Source organism: Bacillus sp. FSL K6-1033 (assembly GCF_038630765.1).
GTDB classification, from domain to species: domain Bacteria; phylum Bacillota; class Bacilli; order Bacillales; family Bacillaceae; genus Bacillus; species Bacillus altitudinis.
Map to the genome: position 1 here is coordinate 2,025,800 of NZ_CP152041.1, position 24,952 is coordinate 2,050,751.

Consider the following 24,952-nt stretch of genomic DNA (forward strand, 5'->3'; position numbering starts at 1 on the left):
CCACTCATAGTGAAACACACTCTGGGCAATATAGCTGAAACAGAACAGCTTCCTTATGATGAAACTGTTCTGTTTCCATGTGAGCGTGCGTTATAAAATCGTTCTCGCAGGCTCTTGCCCAATCATTTGTTCAATTTGATTTTGTTTATTTAACACGACCACTTTAGGTGTGTGCGATTTCGCTTCTTCCTCTGACAACATCCCATAAGCGATAATAATGACTTCATCTCCTGGCTGAACCAATCTTGCTGCCGCACCATTTAAACAAATGACACCGCTCTTTCTTTCTCCAGGGATGATATATGTTTCAAGTCTAGCACCATTGTGATTATTAACAATTTGCACTTTCTCATTTGCCATCATGCCTGCCGCATCAAGCAAATCTTCGTCGATGGTAATACTGCCTACATAGTGTAAGTTTGCTTCAGTCACTGTCGCTTTATGAAGTTTCGAGGTCATAAAAGTTCTATACATGTTTTTCACCGCTTTCAGGAACATGGAAAATCACATTATCAATCAGTCTTGCCCGGGAGAACTTCACAGCAGTGGCAATGATCACTTGGCCCGTTAAGTGCTGAAGAGGTTCAAGCTCTGGGTAGGAGTAAATGTCAATATAATCGATTTCTCCACTCGTTTGAAGAATCTCCTCTTCCACTAATTGATAAATACGATTTACATCATGTTCACCATTTTCTACAGCTGTCTGTCCTTTTTTTAATGCCCGGTATAAAGCAGGTGCTTCTTGCCTTTCTGTTTCAGACAAATACACGTTCCTTGAACTTTTCGCTAAACCGTCTTCTTCTCGAACAGTAGGAACAGACACAAGGTGAAGATCAAAAAAGAAATCCTTGATCATCGCATCGATAACAGCGACTTGCTGTGCATCCTTTAGACCAAAGTATACATTGGTTGGTGCGACAAGGTGAAACAGCTTTGTCAGCACCGTGACAACGCCGTCGAAGTGTCCTGGGCGTTTCTTCCCGCATAAGACGTCTGTACGCTTTTGGACAGTCATCGTAATCGATGGCTCGTCTTTGTACATTTCCTTCACATCAGGTGTAAATAATATATCTACTCCAGTTTCTTCGGCAAGACGCTGGTCTCTTTTCATATCTCTTGGATAGGATTCAAAGTCTTCATTCGGTCCAAATTGCAATGGATTAACAAAGATGCTCATCACTACGATGTCATTTTGATCTCTTGCTTCTTTTGCAAGCGTAAGATGTCCTTCATGAAGGAAACCCATTGTAGGAACAAATCCAATGGAATGCTGCTTCTTTTGATGCTGCTTGATCATTTCTTTTAGTTCATGAATATGGGAGACAACCTTCATTCCTTGATCCCCCCATATAAACCATCAAGGACTTCTTCTTTCATATGAAAGGTATGAGCATCTTCTGGGAATGTGCGTGCTTTTACTTCTTTTGTATATTGTATGAGCGCTTCTTCTAATACAGCATCGATTTGCGCGTATTGTTTCACAAATTTAGGTGTTCTAGACACGCCGTACCCTACCACATCATGGTAAACGAGAACTTGTCCATCTGCTTCAGCCCCTGCCCCAATTCCGATCACAGGAATCTTTAGCATGTCAGTAATCCGTTTTGTCAGTTCACCAGGTACACACTCTAACACAAGAGCGATGGCGCCTGCTTCCTCACATTTCAGACTATCTTCAATCAATTTCTGTGCACTCTCTTTGTCTTTTCCTTGCACTTTATAGCCGCCAAGGACACCGACTGATTGAGGGGTCAGCCCTAAATGGCTTACAACAGGAATACCGCCTCTTGTAAGTGCTTGGATGGATTCAAATACTCCGTCTCCACCTTCAAGCTTTAAGGCATCAGCACCGCTTTCTTGCATAATGCGTGCTGCATTTTTCATCGTTTCTTCTAATGAATAATGATAAGACATAAATGGCATATCCGTCACAACAAATGTGTCTTTTGCGCCTCTTTTGACTGCTTTTGTGTGATGAATCATATCATCCATCGTCACTTGCACTGTGGAATCAAGTCCAAGGACAACCATCCCAAGTGAGTCACCAACTAAGATCATGTCGACTTCCGCTTTTTCCGCTTGCTTTGCAGCTGGATAGTCGTATGCTGTCAGCATCACAATAGGTTCGTTTTGTTCTTTCATTTTGAAAAAATCTAACTTTGTCTTCATTTGTTCCTCCTCATTCTGGAGAGGAGATGGCTTGTCTGATCTCACACGCTTTTATCTCTCATGTGCAGACGAATCATCCCTCTGTCCAAGTCCCTTAGGATCAAGGCAGAAATTTATCAAATTTTTCTTCCTAACAGGTACAGTTCTTTTTCAGATACTGCCCACACGAAGTATATCAAAAATGTGCCGGGTGTTCCACTTAAGTTGACTTGATCTCAATGTCAGCGGAGTAGATGTTTTGGATTCCGCCCTCCGTTTCGAGTAAAAGAACGCCTTCATCATTAATCCCAAGCGCCATTCCAGCATATTGTCCATTGACGGTGCGTGCGATGATACGCTTTCCAATGGTCATCGCATACGATTCCCATAATTGTTTGATCGGAGCAAAACCATATGTCATATATTCATCATACCTTTTTTCAAAGGTGGACATGATGGTTTGAATCAATGCCGCTCTGTCTACCTTTTCACCCAGCTCCATTTGCAAACTCGTTGCAACATCCTTTAATTCTTCAGGAAAATCATTTGCCGTCTGATTCACGTTAATGCCTGGACCAATAATGACTGCGTGAACTTGGTCAGCTTCTGCTTTTAATTCAGTCAAAATACCAACGACCTTTTTTCCGTTTAGCAAAATATCGTTTGGCCATTTGATTGATGGACTGAGACCCGTTTGCTGCGCTATGGCTTCAGCGATGGCGACAGATGCTAAAAGCGTCATTTGCGGCGCTTTGTGCAGCGGTATTTCCGGCCGGAGAATCAAACTCATCCAAATGCCTGTCCCATTTGGTGAATGCCACGTTCTTTGAAGGCGGCCTTTTCCGTTTGTCTGATGATCACTGACAACAAGCGAGCCGTGCGGGGCTCCTTTATTGACGAGGTCATGGGCAATGAGCTGAGTTGAGGCGACTTCTTCTTGAAAGTAAATATGCCTGCCAAACAGCTCTGTTTCCAAACCAAACAGAATTTCGTCTTCACTAATTTTGTCCGGTTTACGAAGCAGCCGGTATCCTTTTCTTCTGACCGCTTCGACCTCATATCCCTCTTTTCGCAAATCCTCTATATGCTTCCATACTGCCGTTCGGGAGCAGCCAAGCTCATCACATATTTGCTGGCTTGAGACAAAATCTTGCTCAGATGCTGTAAATAGTTCAATTAATCGTTTTCTAATCGCTGATCGCACGCTATGAGCCACTCCTCTATGGCTTCTTTTCGGTTTTCAAGCTGGTTTTGCAAAACGGCTTTTTTTACAGAAGAAAGCTCTTCTGCAATCCATTTACCAGCTGGCTTTTGCCGAAAGGCCATTAAATCTTTTCCTGACACTGCAAGGTCTTGAAGCTGTTTAATCGGCAACGCATCATATGAACGTTTCGCCGCCTCCAGCTCATCAAAGAAAATGCGGCGCTCATGTTTGAGCTGCGTGATTTTCATACTAGAAAGCAGGACATGTTCACCAGCTTCATACATTTTTTCCGCATCCCAGTCACAATCAACATATTTGCTAATGGCAACGGCTTCTTTTAAAAGTTTCGTTGATAACTTCCATTCTTTTAAAAAGGACACCGCCTCCGCCTCATCTAGACCAAGTAAATGGATAAAGGCTCCCCACACCTCATCTAACCCATCCAATAAATAATACGGGAAAGCTTGGAACGTTTCATTCAGCTGATCCTTTTTGAGGCCGGGCAATTCTTCATACAATTTGGTGGAGATGAGCACCTTGATGGCTTGCTCACAGTAGCGTCCTTTTAAAAGTTTTTCCATTTCGATTTTTTTGCGTTCAACAGATATATTAGCAAGCAGATGTTTATCTTTTTTCATTGCTTCTTCCGTCTCTTTAGAAAGCTCAAACCCGAGCTGGCTTAAAAACCGCACCGCTCTCATCATCCGAAGCGCATCTTCTTGAAAGCGGCATGCAGGATCTCCAACCGTTTGAATTCGTCTCCGCTTAATATCCCGCTTGCCACCCACATGGTCAATGATGTCACCATGAATATCCATGGCCACTGCATTGATCGTTAAATCTCTTCTTAAAAGATCTTCTTTTAGTGATGAAATAAACGCCACTTCTTTAGGCCGGCGAAAGTCTTCATATTCTGATTCAGTCCGAAACGTAGTGACCTCATAGCTGACCCCGTCAAGTAACACAATAACAGTGCCATGCTCTTTGCCGACATCTACTGTTTTATCAAATAAAGACTCCACCACATCAGGTGTGGCATCTGTCGCAATATCGATATCCCCAATTTCCCTGCCTAAAAGGACATCCCTCACCGCACCGCCGACAAAATAAGCTTGATACCCATGTTCATGCAGTGTATGTAAAATAGGGATCGCATGTGTGAATGGTTCATTCATCTTCAACATCACCTTCGATCAATTCTAAGTAAAGCTCTTCATACTCTCTCACAATTTTGTCAGAAGAGAAATTGGCTTCAACACTAGACTTGGCTGCCATCGATATTTGCTTATGGAGCGCATTGTCTTTCAGAATAGAGATGGCATGTTTTGCTGCTCCATCTACATCACCAAGCGGAACAAGGAATCCTGTCTCTCCATGTGCAATCACCTCTGGAATTCCTCCAACGTCTGTTCCTATACAAGGTACTCCGCATGCCATTGCTTCAAGTAGTACAAGACCAAAACTCTCTTTCTCAGAAAGCAGCAGCTTCAAATCACTAATCGAATAGAGCTCCTCCACCTTCTCTTGCTTTCCTAAAAATAACACGCGGTCCGTTAATCCAAGCTTTTTCACAAGCTCGCAAACAACCGATTTTTCAGGGCCGTCCCCAATCAGTAGCAGTTTTGCATTCACCTGTTCAGAAATCTGTTTAAACACATGGATTACGTCATGCACCCGCTTCACTTTACGGAAATTTGATACATGGATGACGACCTTCTCATCCTGCAGAAGACCATAATGCGTCTTCAGCACTTCGTGATCTTCACGCAAATATACGCGCTCATCGACGAAATTATGGATCGTATCAATTTTTTTATTCGGTTTAATCAGATCGTATGTCTGCGCAGCTAATGAATGTGATACAGCCGTTACGCGGTCAGATGATTCGATCGCAAACCGGATGACTTCCTTTAAAGATGGGTCATAGCCTAAAACCGTAATATCCGTCCCGTGAAGGGTGGTGACGACTTTGACAGACTGTCCAGTCATTTGTTTGGCTAAGAACGCACAGACGGCGTGAGGGACCGCATAATGCGCATGAATAATATCAAGCTTCTCTCGTTTTGCGACTTCTGCGAGTTTACTTGCCAGTGCAAGGTCATAAGGCGGATATTGAAATACAGCATATTGATTGACATCCACCTCATGAAAATAAATATTCGGATACACTTTATTGAGTCTAAACGGAATACTTGAGGTAATGAAATGAACATCGTGCCCTTTTTCAGCTAAACGTTTTCCAAGCTCTGTGGCAATAATGCCCGAACCGCCAACACTCGGATAACAAGTGATTCCGATCTTCAATTTTTTCATAATTACCCCCCAAGTAAGTCATCGTCCATCAAAAGTGGCTTCTTTGTCAAAAACCCTTCTGCAAAAGGTTTATTGACTTCCCTTCCATACATCGACTCTCTCATTTGGACAAAATCAATATAACCATTTACAAGCGGTGTCTCCACTGAACTCTCTGTTTTGACAAATTGGCTTTTATACGCATGTAAGCTATCAATTTTTTGCTTCATCTCGTCTGAAATATCGATCACAAAATCTGGACGATGGTGGCCATTAATCATGTAATAATACATCTGGCTTATTTTATGCGCTGGCTGCTTGTATGAATCTTCAAATTTATGTATACCTGCAGAAAAAGCGGCCTCTTCTACAAGTGAACCCGCATGACCATGATCAGGATGCCGATCTTGGTGGTGCGGGGCAAAAATAAGTCTCGGTTTGTATGTTCGGATGACACCTGCAATTTCTTTCATCGCTTCGTCATTCAGATAAAGTCCTCTATCTGGCAGCGTGAGCTGGATTCGAGTCGTGACGCCTAAAATGGCAGCGGCTGCTCTGGCCTCTTCTTTTCGGCTTTCAACCGTTCCATTTGAAGATAATTCAGCCTGAGTCAAGTCACAAATCCCAACACGTGCCCCTTTTTTTACGTATTTTGCAATCGTTCCCCCCATACCGATCTCTACATCATCGCTATGGGCACCGAATGCAAGGATATCAAGTGGTTTCATGCGTTCCTCCGTTTTTTGCTACATCTCGAAAATCAAACGTACCTTTATTTAAATTCCTGACTAAAATTTCAGCAGTCCCCATATTGGTTGCTAATGGGATGGCATACACATCGCAAAGCCGGATGAGTGCAGATACATCCGGTTCATGCGGCTGTGCAGTGAGAGGGTCTCTAAAAAAGAGCACAAGATCCATTGCATTATCAGCTATCATAGCACCGATCTGCTGATCTCCTCCAAGTGGTCCTGATTGGAAACGATGAATGGGCAGCCCGGTCGCTTCTTTCACTCTTAAACCTGTGGTTCCTGTTGCATAAAGTGTATGATCTGCCAAAAGATCTCGATACGCAATGGCGAATTGAATCATGTCACTTTTTTTCTTATCGTGAGCGATTAAAGCAATGTTCATCAGGGATCCACTCCTTATTAGTCGATAATATTTTCTAAGCCATAGACGAGTTGATCAATATGCATCACCTGTTCAACAGAAAGCTTCACACCTGACATAAAGGATGCACGGTTATAAGAATCATGACGGATCGTGAGCGTCTGTCCGTCCATTCCAAACAGCACTTCTTGATGAGCAATCATGCCTGGAAGCCTTACGCTGTGAAGACGGATGCCATCATAATCTGCTCCTCGAGCACCTTCGATTAGTTCTTTTTCTTCAGGGTGCCCCTGCTTTTTGCTTTCTCTTACTTCAGCAATCATTTCAGCCGTTTTTAGTCCTGTACCGCTCGGAGCGTCCAATTTTTTATCATGATGAAGCTCAATGATTTCAACATCAGGAAAATAATTTGCTGCCATTTTGGCAAACTTCATCATTAAAACAGCACCAACAGCAAAGTTAGGCGCAATAATACAGCCTATCCCTTTTTCTTCTGTTAATTGCTGAAGTTCTTTTAGGTCGTCTTCTGAAAAACCTGTTGTGCCTACGACTGGACGTACGCCATGTTCAAGGGCTTTTTTTGTATGTACTTTCCCGATTTCTGGGGTCGTCAAATCAATTAATACATCCGGTGCTGTTTCTGAAAGACACACGTCAATATCCGTATAAATGGGCGCATCAGATGTTGTATGAAGCACATCTGATAGCTTTTTCCCCTCATGTGTGTGATCAAGTGCTGCTACTAGTTCGAAGTGGCTTGTTTCTTCTGCCAGCTTGACAGCCTCTATCCCCATTCTTCCTCTTGCTCCAGCGATTACTACTTTGATGGTTTGATTCGTCATCTTCTCTACTTCCCTTCTTTTTTCGTCCAGCGGTCTTTGTCTCTTGTATTGAATTTATGCATCACACGATCATGGGCTTCTTCAAGTGATATATTGAGTGAATTGGCAAGGCATGTTAACACAAACAGCACATCGCCAATTTCTTCTTCCATGCTTTTTTCTGTTTCTGATGTTTTTTTCGGCTTTTCTCCATAGTAATGGTTGACCTCTCTTGCCAGCTCACCTAATTCTTCTGTCAGACGGGCCATCATGGCAAGCGGGCTGAAATAGCCTTCTTTAAATTGTCCTATGTAATCATCGACTTCTTGCTGCACGTGACGCAGCGTTTTTTCATTCGTCATGAAGCTCATCCTCCTATCCATCTCTTACATGTTAGCGAAATCATAAATATTTGACAAATGTTTAAAACTCAGTTTGCTTGTTTCTCTTCCATACCATATAATATTATCGCTGTCTAAGCAAAAAAAGGAGTGATCTTTTGCTAAAAGAAATACGTCTTAAAAATATCGTATTTATTTTAATAGGATCTGCGATTTTTTCTTTCGGCCTTGTTCATTTTAATATGCAGAACAACTTGGCGGAAGGCGGATTTACAGGTATCACACTGCTTTTATATTTTCTATTTCACATTGACCCATCTATTTCAAACCTTGTGTTAAACATTCCGATCTTTTTTATCGGCTGGAAAATGCTTGGCAGAACCATGTTTACATATACAATTGTCGGAACCGTCAGTCTTTCTGTCTTTCTAGCCATCTTCCAGCGCTTTCAAATACATATGCCTCTTCAGCACGATTTAGCCTTAGCCGCACTCTTTGCAGGTGTGTTTATCGGAACAGGCCTCGGAATCATCTTTAAATTCGGCGGGACAACAGGCGGCGTGGACATTATTGCAAGACTGATCAACAAACATTATCAAGTCGCAATGGGAAGAACGATGTTTATCTTCGACGCATGCGTCATTACCATCTCTCTCACCTATTTAAATTACAAAGAAGCCATGTATACACTTGTTGCCGTATTTGTTGCTGCAAAAGTCATCGACTTCATGCAAGAAGGCGCTTACGCTGCCAAAGGAGCGATGATTATTTCTGAAAAGGATGACATCATTCAAAAGAAAATCACAGAGGAAATGGAGCGCGGAGTGACCATTTTAAAGGGTGTCGGCTCCTATACGAAACAGGAACGCAACGTCCTTTACTGCGTCGTTCCAAAAAATGAGCTTGTCCACCTCAAGAGCGTCGTAACTTCCGTCGATCCTCATGCCTTTGTATCAGTGAGTGACGTGCATGACGTACTTGGTGAAGGCTTCACATTAGATGAACATAAAAAGCCGCTCAATCCCCACTAAAAAAAGAAGCCCGATAACGGTGCTTCTTTTTTTATGATTTTGGATAATCGGCTTGTCGCTTTTGCTTTTTTTCTTTTTCAGCACGGTATTTCCTAAACCCAACATACGTTAGAGTGAGTAAAATCATACTTCCTGTTGTTAAGATGACCCATAAAAGCGATGGATCCGCTTCATCTTGATCAACGTTCGCAAACACACTTGATAAATCTTCTTCAAGTTTCGTGAGACGCTCAAGCTTTGTCCCACTCGATGCTTTTAAAAATTCACCTTGTTCAATTACTTCCATGTGCTGCTTAATCGTCTGCAGCTTTTCAGGCGAGATATCAATGGTTAAACTCGGATAAATCATATCATACAATGAAACCAGCTCATTCCAAGTTTCATAGAACGTCGTCGATTCTGGATCTTTTACTTCTTTCTTTAATGTCGGAAAAGACCCCATAATCGGCTTCTCGAGCGAACCCCAAAGAGGTTCCGAATTTGATTGTATCGCATCAAGAAGCATTCTAAACTGAGAGGCATACCGAAGTTTTTCGCGCTCATTTAAGTCTTCCTGCGGGAGTCCTTTAATGATATCTTGATAGCCAAGTGTAATTTGCCGAACCTGCGTATTCGTCAGAGTTCCACGCCAATTCTCAGCTTTAAATGTCTTTTCAGCATACAATGCGACTTGTAATGCCTCATCATATTTAGCTTGTCTCGTTAATTGAAAGATTGAATCTGATAGTTCCGTTAATTCTTGCAGCGCTTTAGCAGCTGTTGTTTCCTCACCTTTTGCAGCAGCTGGATGCAAGACGAGAAATAATAATAGAATCATCGCGATTGACTTTCGTTTCATGCAAGTCCCTCCTAGCCTTTCTCCATACAGCGTATGAAGAAAAGGACAAGGTTAGACCAACATTGTTAAGGGAGCTCAAGCTTGACCGATTTTTTCGAGATGACAAGATAATACGAAACAAGAAGAACGGCAATACTTAACCAAAACGTCACGTAGCCGATCTCATTTGAATAGGCAGAAAGCATAGAATAACGCGGCATCATTCCAAATACATAATCAATCACATCATTATGTAAAATCCATATGCCTGCTACAACCAAATGACGCATGTGAAAACGATAATACGGCGCAAATAACACAGCCTGTACCGCCATCGCAAAGTGCGAACCAATTAACATATATCCTTCCCACGGAAAATCATCAACAGAAACGAGCACGAAAAGATTCATCCCTACAGCCCATAATCCATATTTGATCAAGGTGACAAGGGCCAGTGCTTCAAAATAAGGAGCATGGCGTTTCATTAGAAAGGCTAGTAATACAAATAAAAAGAAAAAACTTGCCGTCGGACTGTCCGGTACAAAAGGTAAAAAGACAGCCGGCGTCTCTACGAGCTGCGGAATATACCAGTAATAGCCGTACGCAGTGCCAAGAAAGTTGACAATGAGCACGAGCACAAGCATGTAGCGTGTGGCTAGCAGATATTGAATCCATCTCATATTTCTCTTCACTCACGATCTGTTAAAATCAGAAAAAAGCTGACAGCGCCAGCTTTTTTCTCCTTTTGAGTATATCCTTGTACTTGCATTTAAACAACTGAATTATTTAGATTTGACCTCAGATAAATATTTCGAGAGCTTTTCAAGTTCTTCATCGCTGCCTTTAAAAATGCCCTTAGGCATGTTGCCTTTTCCTTCTACAGCGATTTTCGCAATTTCCTCTGGTGCTAAGCCATTGTCAACAAGTGACGGTCCAGCTGCCCCGCCTTGCATATTATCTCCGTGACAGGAGATACATGTCTGCTCTTGATAAATTTTATACTCTTCAGCTGAGGTATCAATCTCTGCTTCTTTCTTGATTTCACCTTGCTTCGCTGCTGCTTCCCAGTCATGAGTAGCAACAGACTCCCATGTTAAATAGGTTGCTGCACCAACTGCAAGAATCATCATCCCAACTGCAATTGGTCTTCGATATGGCCTGCGTTCAGGACCAGAATCAAGAAATGGTGCGAGTAAAAGAGCACCAAACGCAATTCCAGGCATAATCATTGCGCCAACCACTGTATAGCTCCCTGCAGCAAACTCATATTTTAACAACTGGTATAAAAATAAGAAATACCAGTCTGGCAGCGGAATATAGCCCGTATCTGTCGGATCAGCCATCCGCTCAAGCGGAGGTGCATGAACAACAGTTAGGACAAGAAATCCAATTAAAAAAACAGCACCTACAAGCCATTCCTTTAAAAGAAAGTTCGGCCAAAAGGCTTCGGTTTTTCCCGGATATTCGGAATAGTCTTTAGGTATGTTAGGTTTTCTTTCTGCCGGTATTCTGGAATCTCCGACAAACTTCATCCCTTTTCCCCTATGCAAAGTCATCCCCTCCTCATTGAACATTCATCAAACGCAAAATTTTAAAGCGGTCCAGAAATTCCTTGCTTACGAATCATAATAAAGTGGGCAGCCATCAGCCCAAATAATGCCGCTGGCAAGAAAAAGACATGGATAGCGAAAAATCTCGTCAGCGTTTGTGCACCTACAATGTCAGGATGACCTGCAAGCAGCGTTTTAATCTCTTTCCCGATGAAAGGTGTCGCCTCTGCAATTTGAAGACCAACCTTCGTCGCAAATAGCGCCTTCATATCCCACGGTAAAAGATATCCTGTAAAACCAAGTCCAAGCATCACAAAGAAAATGAGCACACCGACAATCCAGTTTAACTCTCTAGGCTTTTTATACGCCCCTTGGAAAAAGACCCTCAGCGTATGTAAAAACATCATAACAATGACTAGACTCGCACCCCAGTGGTGCATCCCTCTTACAATTTGTCCAAATGCCACTTCATTTTGCAAATAATAGACAGATTCCCATGCGTTTTTAATATCCGGTACATAATACATCGTTAAAAACATGCCCGAAAGGACTTGAATGACCGTCACAAAAAACGTTAAACCGCCAAAACAATACACAAAAGCAGAGAAATGATGTGCTGGATTGACGTGCTCAGGCACTTCATGATCCGCAATGTCTCTCCATATCGGTGTGATGTCCAGCCGCTCATCTACCCAATCGTAAATCTTGTTAAGCATCGTTACCCTTCCCCTTTCGGCACAGCTTTTCCAAGATAGAGGTATCCGTCCTTCACTTGCTGCTTATAATGGTCAAGCGGTGCAAGCGGTGGAGTTCCGGGTACGTTTGTACCATCCTTGTCGTACAGCCCATAATGGCATGGGCAGAAAAATTTGTTTGGATTTTTCGGATCACTGTTCCAGTTCACTGTACATCCTAAATGTTTACAGATTGGCGATAAAGCGACAATTTCATCCCCTTCTTTGTACACCCATGCAGACCTAGATTCCTTTGACTCATACCATGCATCTACTTGATCAATTTTAAAGTCAAAGCGCTTCGGTTCTTTTGTCAGTTCATCTACACTGACAACTTGAACCATATCCTGATCCTCTGTTCCTTTTAGCACAGGGTCAAGCGCAAAGCGAACCATAGGCATGAGCATTCCAGCGGCCATAAATCCCCCCACGCCGGTCAACGTGTAATTCAAAAATTGACGCCTGGACACTCCATGTCTCTTCTCGCTCATTTTTTTCTCCCCCCCTCAGGTCGTCAGCTACTTTATAACTGAATTAGAAAAAATTTCATAAAACTAGGACACCCTCATAATATATCAATCTATTCACAAGGTCAACAGCCTAAAAAGCTATGTACAATGCAAATGTAAGGGTTTTTATGACGGGTTCCATTTTTGTAACAAAAAGTTCAAAATTTGTTCTACACTGTCTTGAATGACTTTTTGCTTTAAATTGACCTTTAAATGCTCAAGCGGAACAGACTGCAATATAAATGCCGATTCGCTCACTTCTAGCTGTTCTTTCCATTTGTTATCAGATGTGATAAACACAACATGCTGAAAATGTTCTTGCAATGATTGTTTTAGTGCAAGTATGTCTTCTTGCTTACGATTATTTACTTCTAAATATGTATATGGAGGAAAAAGAAACACTCTGCCTTTCAGTTGCCTTTCAAGATCCTCTGCCACAAGCATTGTAAACTCACCTAAAGACACGGTTTGTTTGATATGGCTTGCATTTATCCCAACTAATGGAATGATAGCGGTATCAATGTAATCTTTAGATTGTAAAAAGAGATCCGCGTCCTCCGCCTGAAACTTCATCTAGTTCCCCTCTTTCATCACATAAGCCCTGCCTGTATAGGGCAAGGCTTATTGGCTTGGTTTATGATAATAGGCTTAATTCTTTTGCTAACTTATTAAATGTTTCTTGATCATGACGGTCAAGCGCTTCATCGATTTCTTTCATCAGCCGTTCTTTTTGGAAAGTAGCGATAGAATGCTCTAGCACTTTCTCAGCAAGATCTTTATCTTTTTCATTTTCATAAAGATCTTTAGGAATATGAGGATTTGTTTCAAGTACAGCGGCATATTCCGGCGAACGATATGCAGATCGGAAATTCAATTGAATAAACAAATCTTGCTGTTTATTCAAACGAATATCATGAAATGATTTTTCTGCATCTGTCGTCATGATATTTTCTTTATAAAATCTAAAGGGAACTTCATCCACACAGTGTGTTGACATAATAATTCCCCTTGGGCAAAATTCTGCTTGCTCTACAAAATGAACCTTTTCCATCAAAGAGTCGTGACTCATTAAATAATTTAATATCCAAACACACTCTCTTCGCTTTAATTGATAATGGTTTAAGAACCACCGGATAAATTCCTTCTTTTCATTGACAGAAACAGGGGTCTGCATGTTATTCCCTCCTCTATCGTAAATTAAATTGCTATACATGAATTATTCAACAAACCAGTTCTTCATTCCTGCAAACTATAAGGAAATTTCGTCTTCAATTCTTAAAATCGTTTCTTCAATTTCTTCATTCGTGCCATCTTTCTGAAGAACTTTTCGTAATAACGGCAAAGCTTCTTTTTGTCTGCCTTCTTCTAAAAGGAACGAAGCATATTCATATAAAAAGTCACGTTCCTCATCAAAATCAGGCAGAGCAAGTTTGAAATACTCAGCGGCTTCATCGTATTCTTCTCGTCCGACAGAAGCAGAAGCAGCATACCAATTCCATTTTGGATCTTCTTCCCCAAAGCTTTTAACCTCTTTAATCACATCCAGAATTTCATCAAACAGCTCTTCATTTAAATAGATCGCAAGCAGCGTTTGAACCGCTTCAATATATCCTGGATCAAGAGCAAGTGCTTCTTGAAGCAATTTTTTCGCATCTTCCGAATGGCCATTTTTCAAATCAATCTTTGCCCCATATAAATATAACTCTTTGTTATACTCATCCACTTTAATTCCTTCTTTTACTATCTCTAAGGCTTCATGATATAGTCCTTCTTCCTCATAGCTTTTGGCTAAAGGCATATAAAGTGACGAATACGAAGGATCAATATCTTTTAGTTCAGAGAGCTGCTGAATAGCCGTTTTCGTTCTGCCAGCCCTCATCGCTGTAAATCCGTAGCCAAAAAGTGTATTTGGATCCACTTGATCTTTTACAGCCTTTTCATACCATTCAAGGGCATCTTCAAATTCTCCAGCTGTGCTTAATGATTCAGCGAGCCGCTGATATACATTGACACCACCAATTTCATTTTGTTGATCGGCCACTTTGTAGAAATAGTCGGATGCTTTCTTTGAAAGACCTTGAGAAAAATACAATTCCCCTAAAGCAAAATCAATGACGGCTTCATGAGGTAGTAACTCTTTCGCTTTTAAAAGCTTTTGTTCACTAACTTCAAATAGTCCTTGCATTTGATACAAATCTGCCATTAACAATAAACTCTCTGGATACGCATCGTCATCTTCAGGAATCGTTTCAAGAACTGCTATTGCCTTCTCTTCTTCATCAGAGTCTATTAACAGCTCTGCATAAAAACAGGTTAATCCTGTTTCTTCTGGATATAAATCATGTAAATCACTAATGAGATTCCGTGCTTTATCAATATCTCCCCAGTCATAATATAACTGAGCTGCCTGCGCTTTTTCTTCATCATGAAGATGCTTCTCTGCTTGAGCAAGTGTTTGGAGTCCCTTTTCAGTCTCACCCGCCTCAACTAATTTTATGGCTTCTTGTAATGAACTATTCAAATCAAACCGTTCCTTTCTGTTTCCAAAAACCTAAACTGTTGTTACTTCATATCATAATCGACAGCTGCATATCCAGCAAATATGTTGCTCTTTTAACATGAAGCCATTTTTGTGTTTTGAAGACTCTTTTTCAATCAATACTTTACTAAACTGATGATTTGTAAACCGAATACGCTAAAAAATTGTTTTTGAATCAGCAAAATGCTCTTTTTCAAGGTTTCACCTTGAGACAAGCTATGCTATAGTTCTTTCAAATATGCAAAAGGAAAGAAAAAGCCTGAGGAAATCCTCAGACTGTTTGCGTTAAGTATTCAATGTGTTCAAAGAAATTTGGGTAAGATACACGTACTGCATCTGTATCTTCAATCTCGATTGCTTGCTCTGTTATACATGCCGCAATTCCTAACATCATACCAATTCGATGATCTCCGTAGCTTGAGACGACTGCGCCGCCTTTAAGGCTCGTTTTACCATGAATCTTCATTCCATCATCTGTTGCTTCAATATGAGCACCTAGTTTTTTAAGTTCTGAAACGACTGTATCAATCCGATTAGTTTCTTTCACTTTTAATTCAGCGGCATCTTTAATGATCGTTGTTCCTTCTGCTTGAGTAGCTAGGAGCGCAATAATAGGAATTTCGTCGATGAGTCTAGAGATCATATCACCTGAAATGTCGATCCCTTTTAATGAAGAGGTAGAGATCGTTAAATCACCGTACGGTTCTCCGCCTTTAGCATCCACTTCTTGAATGTTGAGGTCTGCACCCATTTGTTTTAGCACATCTATAATACCAGTTCTCGTTTTGTTCAAACCGACATTTCTCAATACAATCCGGCTGTTTGGAACGATAGATCCAGCCACTAAGAAAAATGCAGCTGAAGAAATATCTCCAGGGACAAATACATCTGTTGCTTTTAACGTTTGTCCACCTTCAATTGAAACACTTTGTGCATCTTCATGTAGCGAGACACCAAACATTGATAACATTCTTTCGGTATGGTCTCTTGATTTATGCGGTTCAGTTAACGTCGTTGTTCCTTCTGCCTGCAGTCCAGCTAGAAGGACAGCCGACTTAATCTGGGCACTGGCAACTGGAGACTCATAAGAGATAGCTTTTAAATTACCCCCACGTATAGAAAGCGGTGTATACTCGCCATTTGCTCTACCATCGATCTTGGCTCCTAATTGTCTTAACGGACCTGTTACCCGTTTCATCGGTCTTTTGGCAATACTTTCGTCTCCAATCAGCGTACTGTGGAACTCACAGCCAGCCAAGATTCCCATCATTAAACGAATGGTCGTGCCAGAGTTACCGACATCGAGAATATCACTCGGCTCTTTAAGTCCTTTTAGTCCCTTACCATGAATGACAACATCTGTACCTTTTTGTTCGATGTCGACACCCATCTTTCTAAAACAATCGATCGTGCTTAAACAATCAGCGCCAGGAAGAAAGTTTTTTACTACTGTAGTCCCGTCAGCAATAGCGCCAAACATCACAGATCTATGAGAAATGGATTTATCTCCTGGAATATGAATTTCTCCATTCATAGGAGCACTTTTATGAATTTTCATGTTCCTCACCTCAATCAGCATAAAATGTATCGTAATTTGCTCTATTTTTTATACAGAGTTCTGCCCTCTTTCGATCGTCATCTGTTTGAAAACTGATGCGTAAAATCCCGTTAATGTCTTCTCGCGTTTCAATAATACGGATATTTGTAATACTGATGTTTTCATTTGCTAGATATCCAGTAATTTCCGAAATAACACCTGGATGATCCGGCACATCGACATAAAGATCATAAAAAGCAGGGATCGCTCCTTTTTTCCTCAGAGGCAGGCCGTCGCGATATTCCTTGGCCTCTTGGAAATAAGAGAATAACCCCTCAGCATCTTCTTGTTGCACAAAGGATTCAATGCGGTCAATCTCTTTTTTCCATTCATGAAATCGGTCTAAAATCTTGTTTTTATTGTGCAAAAGGATATCGCGCCACATTGCAGGATTACTTGATGCAATACGGGTAATATCTCGAAAACCTCCAGCAGCAAACCGTTTCACAAGAGGAAATTCTTCTTCAAAATGATGCGCTTGATGCACAAGACTGGCAGCGACGATATGTGGAAAGTGACTAATCACACTTGTCACAGCATCATGTTCTTCGGGTGTCATTTCAATGAAATGAGCATTGGTTCCCTTCAGCAGATCCTTCAAACGGTCAACAGCCTGACGACTTGTTACCTTTGCTGGCGTTAAAATGTAGAATGCATTTTCAAATAAAAAGTCTTTTGCTGCAATGACACCTGACTTATGAGACCCTGCCATCGGATGCCCGCCAATAAATTGGTAATGATCAGGCAACGTTTTTTCAGCAAAGTGAACGACCTTTTGCTTTGTGCTCCCTACATCCGTAATCGTGAGCTCTCTTTCAATACCAGATGCTGCAATATCACTTAACATTTTGACGGTTTGTTGTACTGGCGTTGCCAAAATAATCGTTGCTGATGCTTTTAAGCCTTCCATCAAGGATTCGGCAGTCGCGTCGATGATTCCTAGTTTTGTTGCAGCAATCATTTGTTCTTTAGAGACATCATAGCCTACAATTTTTTTATGTGGAAATTCTTTTTTAATCGACAGTGCAATAGAACCACCAATTAAACCAAGCCCAGCGATTAATATGGTTTCGTTTGCTTCATTCATGTTCATCACCTGATTTTTCGCGTAAATTAAACAAGCTGTTTCAATAGCTTATATGTATATTGGATGAGTTACAACGAAAGCCATATCCCATAAACAGGATATGACTTCATTGTTATGCTACGCACGAATGCCTTGTAATAAATCGGCAAGTGTAGTTAGGATTTCTTCATTTTGCTCCTTTGTTCCAACAGTAATACGTAAAGAAGTTGGGAATCCGAGAGCTTGACCAGATCGAACGATATAGCCCTTTTTCAAAAGTGCATTGAACAGCTCATCTGCATCTCTTTTAAAATCAATCAGCACAAAGTTTGTTTGAGATGGATAGATAAACAATCCAAAACGGTCTGCAAATTCTTGATATTGTTTAAGACCTGCTTCATTTTTTTGTCTGCACGATTGAATGAAGTCTTGATCTTTAATGGCTGCACGTGCAGCTGCCTGAGCGATACGACTTGTATTAAAAGGCTCTCTCGCAGGTTCAATGGCAGTAATCAACTCCTCTGAGGCAACCCCATAACCTACTCGAAGTGCCGCAAGTCCATATGCTTTAGAGAACGTGCGCAGTACAATGACATTTTGATAGGCTTTTAATAGAGATAAACTGTTCGGAAAGTCTTCCGCGCGAACATATTCAAAATATGCTTCATCTAGAACGACAAGCACGTGAGCAGGCACTTGATCTAAAAACGATACGAGCTCAGACTCTGACAAATGATTTCCTGTCGGATTGTTCGGGTTACACACCCAAACGACTTTTGTGTTGTCATCCACCGCATTCAGCATTCCCTTTAGATCATGAGCTCCTCCATTTAGAAGTGGTACTTCTCTAATCTCTGCATGCTCAATCACTGCATTGTGACGGTATTGCGGGAATGACGGAGATGGGATCACCGTATTTGTATGTTGATCAAGGAATGCCCTAGCAATAATTTGCACAAGTTCATCTGAGCCATTCCCGAATATTAATTGTTTTTCATTTACTTGAAGAAACTCAGCCAGTTCCGTTCTTAAACTTGCGCTGTATCCGTCTGGATAAATCGCTAAATGTTCAAGTTCAGCTTGTATGGCCTCTCTTGCATGTGTGGAACATCCAAAAGGGTTTTCATTTGAAGCCAATTTCACAATTTTGTCTAATTGATATTCTTTTTTGACCTCTTCAATTGGTTTCCCAGGTTGATACGGTTTTAGCTGTTTTAATTGATCTTTGATTTGCAAAATGTTTCACCTCATTTGAATGAATAGAGGGGACTAAATGTTTTTGCATATGTTTCAAATTCTCTTAAAGCCTCTTGGCGTGTATCACTTGCTACTAATTGTTCTTGAAGCTCTTCAATTTTTTTGACAAGCGCACTGCCGACAACGACACCATCACTCATTTTATTCATTGAGTCTACTTGTTCTCTTGTTGAAATACCAAAACCTACAGCAACTGGTATTTGACTCAACTGTTTCACTTGTTGAATAAAATCTGTAATCGATGCGTCGAAAGATTGTCTGACACCTGTGACGCCGAGAGATGAAACACAATACACAAAACCTTCTGCCTGCTCTACAATTTTTTCTAATCGTTCCTTGCTTGTTGGTGCAACGAGTGATATATATGAAATGTCGTGTGCTTGACAGTTCTTCTGCAGCTCGCTACTCTCTTCAAAAGGCAAGTCGGGTGTTAAGAGCCCCGAAATATGATTTTTGCGCAGTAAAGCGAAAAAGTATTCTGTGTCTAATTGTAACACAGGATTATAATACGTAAATAGAATTACAGGAATTTTTACGCCGTTTTTTTTCATCTTTCCTGCTAATTCTATCGCTTTTACGATATTCATACCATGATGAAGTGCTCTTTTAGAAGCTCTTTGAATGACGGGGCCGTCCGCTAACGGATCGGAATACGGAACACCTAGTTCAATCGCATGTGCCCCTGCTGCTTGAAGCGCGAGGGCTAAATCAATGGTGATCTCTTCTGATGGATCACCCGCTGTAATAAATGGAATAAATAATTTCTGACCTTGCTCTAATTGAAATGTGATCATTTTGTTTCACCCTCACTTTCAAGCACATTCATTAATGTATGCACGTCCTTATCTCCTCTGCCTGACAAGCAGACAAGAACAATGTCGTCTTCACTCATGTTCTGGCTCATTTCAAACGCTTTTGCTAAAGCATGTGCAGATTCGATCGCTGGCAGGATTCCTTCTTTTTCTGTGAGCAGCTTTAACGCATCTAGTGCTTCTTGATCTGTCGCACTCACATATTGAACCCGGCCGCTCGCATGCAAATACGCATGCTCTGGCCCGATCCCCGGATAGTCTAATCCAGCTGAAATCGAATAAGGCTCAATAATTTGACCAAATTCATCTTGAATCAAGTATGTCAAAGATCCATGTATGACACCTTTTGTCCCTTTCGTGATGGTCGCTGCATGAAGCGGAGTGTCGATTCCTTTCCCAGCAGCTTCTACACCAATGATATCGACCTCTTCATCTAAGAACGCCCGGTACATTCCTATCGCATTGCTCCCTCCGCCAACACAGGCAACGACTTTATGAGGAAGCTGCCCTTCCTTTTCAAGTATCTGCGCTTTCGCCTCATCTCCGATCATCCGCTGAAATTCACTGACGATTTGAGGATACGGATGAGGTCCAACGACTGAGCCGATCATATAAAAGTGGTCACTGCAATGCTGGACCCAATAGCGGATGGCTTCATTGGTTGCATCCTTTAATGTTCCGTTCCCGCTTGTGACAGGTATGACTTCAGCGCCGAGCAGTTTCATTCGGAACACATTGAGTGATTGTCTTTCCACATCTTCTTTTCCCATAAATACAGTGCAGGATAAACCGAATTTTGCGGCCACCGTTGCAGCAGCTACACCGTGCTGACCTGCTCCTGTTTCGGCGATGATATTTGATTTCCCCATTTTTTTCGCTAGCAGTGCCTGCCCAAGCGCATTGTTAATTTTATGAGCGCCTGTATGGTTTAAATCTTCTCTTTTTAAATAGATTTTAGCACCACCGAGATATGCCGATAATTGATCAGCGTATGTGAGTGCAGTTGGTCTGCCTGAATAGTTTTTCAAAAGCGATATATATTCCTTTTGAAAAGCAGGGTCTTCTTTTAATTCACGAAAAGCTTGTTCGATCTCTTCTAGTGGCTGCATGAGCGTTTCAGGAACGAATTTCCCTCCAAATTCTCCATATCTGCCAATCTCATTTGGATATGCGTACATGGTTCAACATCCTTTCTTCGAGCACTTTCATCTTTGTACTGCTTTTCTTTCCGTTTTCTTCTATACCGCTTGAAAGGTCTATGGCGTCTGGACCAAAAGCAAGCAGATCTATTATGGTGTCTGGCGTGATCCCGCCAGCAATGGCGCAAGTTTTCCCCAGTTGTTTTGCATGCTGAACATATGAAGGCACCGCCTCCCATGCAAAAGCTGTTCCAGAACCGCCTCTCATTCCTTTTACTTTCGCATCAATGAGAAAGCCGTCGACACTTGGAGCAAATGCCGTCATATGTTCAAGTGTGTCGTTTACATCGGGCTCGTGATGGAACACTTTCCAAACGAGCGCCTTCGTTTGTTGCTTGATGTCGCTTGCATCTTCTGGCGTCTCATCGCCATGAAGCTGCACAATATCTAAGGGGAGGTTGTTTGTGATCTCGCACACTTTTGGTGTTTTTTCATTCACAAATACCCCCACTATCTCTTTTTTGCATTTTACTTGTGACAGCCAGTGTTTCACTTGATCTGGATCAACTCGTCTTTTACTCGGCGCAAAAATAAAACCGATGGCATCCGCTTGAGATTGCGAGATGCATGCGACATCCTCTTGTGAGACAGCCCCGCAATATTTTAAGTAAGGCTTACTTTTCTTCATTCTCCGAACAATGCCTGAACGGCTTTCTCCTGTGATTGTTCCCTCATTAAAGATTCACCAACAAGAACGGCGTTTGCTCCGTGCTGTTTCACAAAGGTCAGATCATCAAATGTCCTTATGCCGCTTTCACTTACTAGTAATACGTCTTTTGGAACAAGTGGCGCGATCTCTTTTGTTTGTTCAACAGTTGTTGTAAACGTATTGAGATTCCGGTTGTTCACACCGATAATCTCAGGAGTAAATAGGTGTAAGATCTTTTCTAGTGTATGTGCTGCATGTACTTCAACGAGGACATCCAGTCCTTTTTCTTTCGCTTCTGTATAGAGCTCATACAGCTTTTGCGGCTCAAGCACCTCTCCGATTAATAAAATGGCATCTGCCCCTATCCGTTTCGATTCTTCTACTTGTATAGAGTCAATAATGAAATCTTTTCTTAAAATAGGACGTGTGATGTGTTCTTTAATAAGAGACAAATATTCGTTTTTCCCTTGGAAAAACGGTTCATCCGTTAAGACAGATAAACAATCTGCATTTGATGCTTCGTATGCTTTTGCTGTCTGTAAAGGATCAAAATGAGGCTGAATGATTCCTTTGGAAGGAGACGCTTTTTTCACCTCAGCAATCAGTCCGATCGAGCGGTGAGGATTCATAAGAGCTTCTTTAAATGATTGTCTTTCATAATGTCCTTCCTCAGGTAATTGCAAGGTTTGCACATGTTCTTTTTTACGGGCGATAATTTGATTAAGCATAGATCTCTTCCTCTTTCGTTTTTTGTTTTAGACGGGCTAATTGTTCTTTAGCTGATCCGTTTTTGATCGTTTCTAATGCTTTCATTGTTCCTGCCATCAGACTCTCTGCTTTTCCTGCCACATATAATGCGGCACCAGCATTAAGCGCTGTAATATGAAGCGGTGCTCCACCCGCTTGATAATTCAATATATTCTGAATCAATTTGGCACTTTCTTCTGGTGATTGAACCTGAATGTCTGATAAATGCCCTTTTTCAAGTCCGAAGTCTTCTGGGTTTAACGTATATTCTGTCATGACACCTTTTTTGAGTTCAATGATGTATGAATTTGCTGTAATGGTTAATTCATCCAGCCCATCATCTCCGCAAACAAACAGGACATGTTCTGGCTCTAAAGGAGCAAGAGCTTTCGCCATGAGCTTTGCCTTTTCCTTTGCATACACACCGATGATTTGCTTTTTGGCCTGCATCGGGTGGCAAAGCGGTCCTAATAAGTTAAATACCGTCCGAAATCCGAGCTGCTTGCGTACGGCGGCTACTTGTTTCATAGAAGAATGATAGAGCGGTGCAAATAAAAAGCCCATGTTTTTCTGCTGTATTTGCCGTCTTGTTTCTTCAGGTGTGGATTGAATTTGAATACCAAGACATTCTAACACGTCAGCACTCCCGCTTTTAGAGGAGACGGAACGATTTCCGTGCTTGGCGATTTTCGCCCCAGCAGCCGAAGCAACGATGGCAGCGGCTGTTGATATATTAAATGTTGATAAACCGTCGCCTCCTGTCCCGCACGTATCAACAACATCAAGTGACCTTTCTACTGGTGCGGCATGCTGCCTCATGGCTTTCACGAAGCCTGTCATTTCTTCAGCGGTTTCTCCTCGATGCGCTAAAATAGATAGACTAGCAGCGACTTCAGCATCTGTTAACGAGCCGCTCATCATATCATGCATCAGGCCATTCGCTTCTCCTTCTGATAGTTTTCCTCCCTTAACAAGAGCTGATAGTCGTTGATTCATTTGGCACACTCTCCTTTTCTGAGAAAATATGTTCAGCAAGCTGAATGGCTTTTAGAAGTGCTCCTGCCTTATTACATGTCTCTTCCCATTCGTTTTCTGGAACGGAATCAGCGACAATGCCGGCACCTGCTTGTATAGAAGCAGTCTGATGTTTGACGCTCATTGTGCGAATGGTAATACAGGAATCGATATTGCCGTCGAAACCAATATAGGCAATACAGCCGCCATACGTCTCTCTTGGCTCAGGCTCCATTTCGTTTAATAATTGCATCGCCCTAATTTTTGGGGCGCCTGTCAATGTGCCTGCTGGAAAAGCGGACATAAGTGCGTCTACTGGATGTGTATCCTGCTTCAGCTTCCCTGTCACAATAGAAATAATGTGCATGACGTGCGAAAAATTCACGACTTTTGTAAAAGTTGGGACAGACACACTGCCGTATTCTGCCACACGTCCCACATCATTTCGAGCCAGATCCACCAGCATGTAATGTTCTGCTTTTTCTTTTTCATCATCGAGCAACTCTCTTGCTAGTGCATCATCTTCTTCTTTTGTCATTCCTCGTTTTCTTGTACCAGCAATTGGATGGATTTCTAAGTGACCGTTTTTCGCATGGATTAATCGTTCTGGCGAGCTTCCGACTAAGTCTCGATCTTTTAATTTCATAAAATACATATACGGTGATGGATTGACGATCCGAAGCACACGATATAATTCAAATGAGCTCACTGTCACTGGAATGTCAAAACGCTGAGAAAGTACACCCTGGAAGATATCACCCGCTCGAATATACTCCTTGATTTTTTCGACATCCTTTAAAAATTTTGCTTTTTCATAGGTAGACGTCACCTGTTCAAACGAAGGGGGTTCATTCATATTCCCTGAGATAATCAGTTCTTTCATATCAATTTTTGTATGAAGCTGCTGTACCATCAGTTCAAGCTGCTTTTGATTTTCTCGATAAACCAGAATTTTTTCTTCCTCTGTTTCATGACCATTCAGCTGCGTGTACTGAATAAAATGAACTTGGTTTGTTTCGTGATCAAATGCGATCATTGTTTGGCAAACAAATAATGTGCAATTATCTGTTGTTGATGCATTCGGATGCGGCTTGACAGACGGCTCAATGTTGGGAATGAGGTCGTAACTTAAGTACCCTACGGCTCCGCCAGTAAATGGAATATCAATTTCAGGTGTCTTGATTTGATATTGCTCTTTCATCCAGTCAAGCAACTCTTTCAGCTCCGCTTTTTGCATCACTGTCTTTCCCGCAGCGTCACGAGCAATATAATGGTCTTGCTCGTCATGTAATGTTAAAAAAGGATGTAATCCGATAAAGGAATATCTCGACCAGCTAGAAGATTCGTCTTTGCTTTCTAGCAAATACACAATATCCTGTTTCAGTTTCTCAACAATTTGAATGGGTGAGAGCGTATCAACTGTAATGGTTTCAACAATCGGGATGGTTTTGTAAAACTGGCTGTCTCTTAAAAATTGGGTAAGGTTTGATTGGGATTTCATAAGCACACTCC

General features: G+C 41.6%; 28 protein-coding genes. 1 reads left to right on the forward strand and 27 read right to left on the reverse strand.

Annotated features, from left to right (window positions below; translation table 11 throughout):
- Positions 1-90 precede the first annotated feature (90 nt).
- The 10 genes from panD to MHH31_RS10285 form a co-directional block, all read right to left on the reverse strand.
- Positions 91-474 (reverse strand): aspartate 1-decarboxylase, encoded by a 384-nt coding sequence (panD, locus tag MHH31_RS10240; protein ID WP_017359738.1) that lies wholly within the window; start codon positions 472-474, stop codon positions 91-93.
- Positions 467-1,333, reverse strand: coding sequence for a pantoate--beta-alanine ligase (panC, locus tag MHH31_RS10245; protein WP_039165690.1), 867 nt, complete (start codon positions 1,331-1,333; stop codon positions 467-469). The genes panD and panC overlap by 8 nt, the downstream gene beginning before the upstream one ends.
- Positions 1,330-2,169, reverse strand: a complete 840-nt coding sequence (panB, locus tag MHH31_RS10250) for a 3-methyl-2-oxobutanoate hydroxymethyltransferase (protein ID WP_008344587.1) — start codon at positions 2,167-2,169, stop codon at positions 1,330-1,332. Before panB ends, panC begins: the two co-directional genes overlap by 4 nt.
- Before the next feature lie 199 nt (positions 2,170-2,368).
- On the reverse strand, positions 2,369-3,352 hold the full coding sequence (locus MHH31_RS10255) for a biotin--[acetyl-CoA-carboxylase] ligase (RefSeq protein ID WP_282745205.1): 984 nt from the start codon (positions 3,350-3,352) through the stop codon (positions 2,369-2,371).
- Positions 3,325-4,527 carry a CCA tRNA nucleotidyltransferase gene (locus MHH31_RS10260; protein WP_342494790.1) on the reverse strand — a complete coding sequence of 401 codons (1,203 nt, stop codon included), beginning with the start codon at positions 4,525-4,527 and terminating at the stop codon, positions 3,325-3,327. The genes MHH31_RS10255 and MHH31_RS10260 overlap by 28 nt, the downstream gene beginning before the upstream one ends.
- Positions 4,520-5,665, reverse strand: coding sequence for an N-acetyl-alpha-D-glucosaminyl L-malate synthase BshA (gene bshA / locus MHH31_RS10265; RefSeq protein ID WP_216894619.1), 1,146 nt, complete (start codon positions 5,663-5,665; stop codon positions 4,520-4,522). The genes MHH31_RS10260 and bshA overlap by 8 nt, the downstream gene beginning before the upstream one ends.
- 2 nt (positions 5,666-5,667) lie before the next feature.
- Positions 5,668-6,372 (reverse strand): bacillithiol biosynthesis deacetylase BshB1, encoded by a 705-nt coding sequence (gene bshB1, locus MHH31_RS10270; RefSeq protein ID WP_342494791.1) that lies wholly within the window; start codon positions 6,370-6,372, stop codon positions 5,668-5,670.
- Positions 6,359-6,778: a methylglyoxal synthase gene (gene mgsA, locus MHH31_RS10275; protein WP_035702930.1), complete on the reverse strand. Its 420-nt coding sequence runs from the start codon at positions 6,776-6,778 to the stop codon at positions 6,359-6,361. Before mgsA ends, bshB1 begins: the two co-directional genes overlap by 14 nt.
- A gap of 17 nt (positions 6,779-6,795) precedes the next feature.
- On the reverse strand, positions 6,796-7,599 hold the full coding sequence (gene dapB / locus MHH31_RS10280; protein WP_017359745.1) for a 4-hydroxy-tetrahydrodipicolinate reductase: 804 nt from the start codon (positions 7,597-7,599) through the stop codon (positions 6,796-6,798).
- 5 nt (positions 7,600-7,604) lie between these two features.
- Positions 7,605-7,940 carry a nucleotide pyrophosphohydrolase gene (locus tag MHH31_RS10285; protein WP_039165700.1) on the reverse strand — a complete coding sequence of 112 codons (336 nt, stop codon included), beginning with the start codon at positions 7,938-7,940 and terminating at the stop codon, positions 7,605-7,607.
- A gap of 137 nt (positions 7,941-8,077) precedes the next feature.
- Here MHH31_RS10285 and MHH31_RS10290 point away from each other — a divergent pair, with 137 nt between their 5' ends.
- Positions 8,078-8,950 carry a YitT family protein gene (locus MHH31_RS10290; RefSeq protein WP_003215598.1) on the forward strand — a complete coding sequence of 291 codons (873 nt, stop codon included), beginning with the start codon at positions 8,078-8,080 and terminating at the stop codon, positions 8,948-8,950.
- A gap of 31 nt (positions 8,951-8,981) precedes the next feature.
- Here MHH31_RS10290 and ypjB read toward each other — a convergent pair whose 3' ends face one another.
- The 17 genes from ypjB to trpE form a co-directional block, all read right to left on the reverse strand.
- A complete protein-coding gene (gene ypjB / locus MHH31_RS10295; RefSeq protein WP_008344572.1) occupies positions 8,982-9,788 on the reverse strand; it encodes a sporulation protein YpjB in 807 nt (268 codons plus the stop codon).
- Positions 9,789-9,853: 65 nt separating this feature from the next.
- On the reverse strand, positions 9,854-10,447 hold the full coding sequence (locus tag MHH31_RS10300; protein WP_008344570.1) for a DUF1405 domain-containing protein: 594 nt from the start codon (positions 10,445-10,447) through the stop codon (positions 9,854-9,856).
- Positions 10,448-10,549: 102 nt separating this feature from the next.
- Positions 10,550-11,317 carry a menaquinol-cytochrome c reductase cytochrome b/c subunit gene (locus tag MHH31_RS10305; RefSeq protein WP_008344567.1) on the reverse strand — a complete coding sequence of 256 codons (768 nt, stop codon included), beginning with the start codon at positions 11,315-11,317 and terminating at the stop codon, positions 10,550-10,552.
- A 41-nt stretch (positions 11,318-11,358) separates the two neighbouring features.
- On the reverse strand, positions 11,359-12,033 hold the full coding sequence (qcrB, locus tag MHH31_RS10310) for a menaquinol-cytochrome c reductase cytochrome b subunit (protein ID WP_003215804.1): 675 nt from the start codon (positions 12,031-12,033) through the stop codon (positions 11,359-11,361).
- Between the two features lie 2 nt (positions 12,034-12,035).
- A complete protein-coding gene (locus tag MHH31_RS10315; RefSeq protein ID WP_007500911.1) occupies positions 12,036-12,542 on the reverse strand; it encodes a ubiquinol-cytochrome c reductase iron-sulfur subunit in 507 nt (168 codons plus the stop codon).
- A gap of 144 nt (positions 12,543-12,686) precedes the next feature.
- Positions 12,687-13,133 (reverse strand): YpiF family protein, encoded by a 447-nt coding sequence (locus MHH31_RS10320; RefSeq protein ID WP_024718515.1) that lies wholly within the window; start codon positions 13,131-13,133, stop codon positions 12,687-12,689.
- Positions 13,134-13,194: 61 nt separating this feature from the next.
- Positions 13,195-13,734 carry a ReoY family proteolytic degradation factor gene (locus MHH31_RS10325; protein ID WP_008344562.1) on the reverse strand — a complete coding sequence of 180 codons (540 nt, stop codon included), beginning with the start codon at positions 13,732-13,734 and terminating at the stop codon, positions 13,195-13,197.
- 75 nt (positions 13,735-13,809) lie between these two features.
- On the reverse strand, positions 13,810-15,081 hold the full coding sequence (locus tag MHH31_RS10330) for a tetratricopeptide repeat protein (protein WP_268373056.1): 1,272 nt from the start codon (positions 15,079-15,081) through the stop codon (positions 13,810-13,812).
- 289 nt (positions 15,082-15,370) lie between these two features.
- On the reverse strand, positions 15,371-16,657 hold the full coding sequence (gene aroA, locus MHH31_RS10335) for a 3-phosphoshikimate 1-carboxyvinyltransferase (protein ID WP_342494792.1): 1,287 nt from the start codon (positions 16,655-16,657) through the stop codon (positions 15,371-15,373).
- A 10-nt stretch (positions 16,658-16,667) separates the two neighbouring features.
- Entirely contained in the window at positions 16,668-17,783 is a 1,116-nt protein-coding gene (locus MHH31_RS10340; RefSeq protein WP_045034315.1) for a prephenate dehydrogenase, read from the reverse strand.
- Positions 17,784-17,900: 117 nt separating this feature from the next.
- On the reverse strand, positions 17,901-18,998 hold the full coding sequence (hisC, locus tag MHH31_RS10345) for a histidinol-phosphate transaminase (RefSeq protein WP_041507023.1): 1,098 nt from the start codon (positions 18,996-18,998) through the stop codon (positions 17,901-17,903).
- Between the two features lie 11 nt (positions 18,999-19,009).
- Positions 19,010-19,813, reverse strand: a complete 804-nt coding sequence (gene trpA / locus MHH31_RS10350; protein ID WP_017359752.1) for a tryptophan synthase subunit alpha — start codon at positions 19,811-19,813, stop codon at positions 19,010-19,012.
- Positions 19,810-21,009, reverse strand: coding sequence for a tryptophan synthase subunit beta (gene trpB / locus MHH31_RS10355; protein WP_007500937.1), 1,200 nt, complete (start codon positions 21,007-21,009; stop codon positions 19,810-19,812). Before trpB ends, trpA begins: the two co-directional genes overlap by 4 nt.
- Positions 20,990-21,658 (reverse strand): phosphoribosylanthranilate isomerase, encoded by a 669-nt coding sequence (locus MHH31_RS10360; protein ID WP_024718510.1) that lies wholly within the window; start codon positions 21,656-21,658, stop codon positions 20,990-20,992. The genes trpB and MHH31_RS10360 overlap by 20 nt, the downstream gene beginning before the upstream one ends.
- Complete coding sequence (trpC, locus tag MHH31_RS10365; protein WP_045034319.1) at positions 21,655-22,407, reverse strand: indole-3-glycerol phosphate synthase TrpC; 753 nt, start codon at positions 22,405-22,407, stop codon at positions 21,655-21,657. Before trpC ends, MHH31_RS10360 begins: the two co-directional genes overlap by 4 nt.
- Positions 22,400-23,422, reverse strand: coding sequence for an anthranilate phosphoribosyltransferase (trpD, locus tag MHH31_RS10370; RefSeq protein WP_342494793.1), 1,023 nt, complete (start codon positions 23,420-23,422; stop codon positions 22,400-22,402). Before trpD ends, trpC begins: the two co-directional genes overlap by 8 nt.
- Positions 23,394-24,941, reverse strand: a complete 1,548-nt coding sequence (gene trpE / locus MHH31_RS10375) for an anthranilate synthase component I (RefSeq protein ID WP_045034321.1) — start codon at positions 24,939-24,941, stop codon at positions 23,394-23,396. Before trpE ends, trpD begins: the two co-directional genes overlap by 29 nt.
- Between the last annotated feature and the right edge of the window lie 11 nt (positions 24,942-24,952).

Excerpts from the sequence above, each read along its gene's own strand:
- trpB (WP_007500937.1), bottom strand. The coding sequence starts at position 21,009 with ATGTACGCATATCCAAATGAGATTGGCAGATATGGAGAATTTGGAGGG.
- trpA (WP_017359752.1), bottom strand. The coding sequence starts at position 19,813 with ATGATCACATTTCAATTAGAGCAAGGTCAGAAATTATTTATTCCATTT.
- MHH31_RS10315 (WP_007500911.1), bottom strand. The coding sequence starts at position 12,542 with ATGAGCGAGAAGAGACATGGAGTGTCCAGGCGTCAATTTTTGAATTAC.
- MHH31_RS10300 (WP_008344570.1), bottom strand. The coding sequence starts at position 10,447 with ATGAGATGGATTCAATATCTGCTAGCCACACGCTACATGCTTGTGCTC.
- panC (WP_039165690.1), bottom strand. The coding sequence starts at position 1,333 with ATGAAGGTTGTCTCCCATATTCATGAACTAAAAGAAATGATCAAGCAG.
- MHH31_RS10260 (WP_342494790.1), bottom strand. The coding sequence starts at position 4,527 with ATGAATGAACCATTCACACATGCGATCCCTATTTTACATACACTGCAT.
- MHH31_RS10340 (WP_045034315.1), bottom strand. The coding sequence starts at position 17,783 with ATGAATGAAGCAAACGAAACCATATTAATCGCTGGGCTTGGTTTAATT.
- MHH31_RS10320 (WP_024718515.1), bottom strand. The coding sequence starts at position 13,133 with ATGAAGTTTCAGGCGGAGGACGCGGATCTCTTTTTACAATCTAAAGAT.
- trpD (WP_342494793.1), bottom strand. The coding sequence starts at position 23,422 with ATGAATCAACGACTATCAGCTCTTGTTAAGGGAGGAAAACTATCAGAA.
- trpE (WP_045034321.1), bottom strand. The coding sequence starts at position 24,941 with ATGAAATCCCAATCAAACCTTACCCAATTTTTAAGAGACAGCCAGTTT.
- ypjB (WP_008344572.1), bottom strand. The coding sequence starts at position 9,788 with ATGAAACGAAAGTCAATCGCGATGATTCTATTATTATTTCTCGTCTTG.
- mgsA (WP_035702930.1), bottom strand. The coding sequence starts at position 6,778 with ATGAACATTGCTTTAATCGCTCACGATAAGAAAAAAAGTGACATGATT.
- qcrB (WP_003215804.1), bottom strand. The coding sequence starts at position 12,033 with ATGCTTAACAAGATTTACGATTGGGTAGATGAGCGGCTGGACATCACA.
- MHH31_RS10325 (WP_008344562.1), bottom strand. The coding sequence starts at position 13,734 with ATGCAGACCCCTGTTTCTGTCAATGAAAAGAAGGAATTTATCCGGTGG.
- aroA (WP_342494792.1), bottom strand. The coding sequence starts at position 16,657 with ATGAAAATTCATAAAAGTGCTCCTATGAATGGAGAAATTCATATTCCA.
- bshA (WP_216894619.1), bottom strand. The coding sequence starts at position 5,665 with ATGAAAAAATTGAAGATCGGAATCACTTGTTATCCGAGTGTTGGCGGT.
- MHH31_RS10360 (WP_024718510.1), bottom strand. The coding sequence starts at position 21,658 with ATGAAGAAAAGTAAGCCTTACTTAAAATATTGCGGGGCTGTCTCACAA.
- panB (WP_008344587.1), bottom strand. The coding sequence starts at position 2,169 with ATGAAGACAAAGTTAGATTTTTTCAAAATGAAAGAACAAAACGAACCT.
- dapB (WP_017359745.1), bottom strand. The coding sequence starts at position 7,599 with ATGACGAATCAAACCATCAAAGTAGTAATCGCTGGAGCAAGAGGAAGA.
- panD (WP_017359738.1), bottom strand. The coding sequence starts at position 474 with ATGTATAGAACTTTTATGACCTCGAAACTTCATAAAGCGACAGTGACT.
- MHH31_RS10285 (WP_039165700.1), bottom strand. The coding sequence starts at position 7,940 with ATGACGAATGAAAAAACGCTGCGTCACGTGCAGCAAGAAGTCGATGAT.
- trpC (WP_045034319.1), bottom strand. The coding sequence starts at position 22,407 with ATGCTTAATCAAATTATCGCCCGTAAAAAAGAACATGTGCAAACCTTG.
- bshB1 (WP_342494791.1), bottom strand. The coding sequence starts at position 6,372 with ATGAAACCACTTGATATCCTTGCATTCGGTGCCCATAGCGATGATGTA.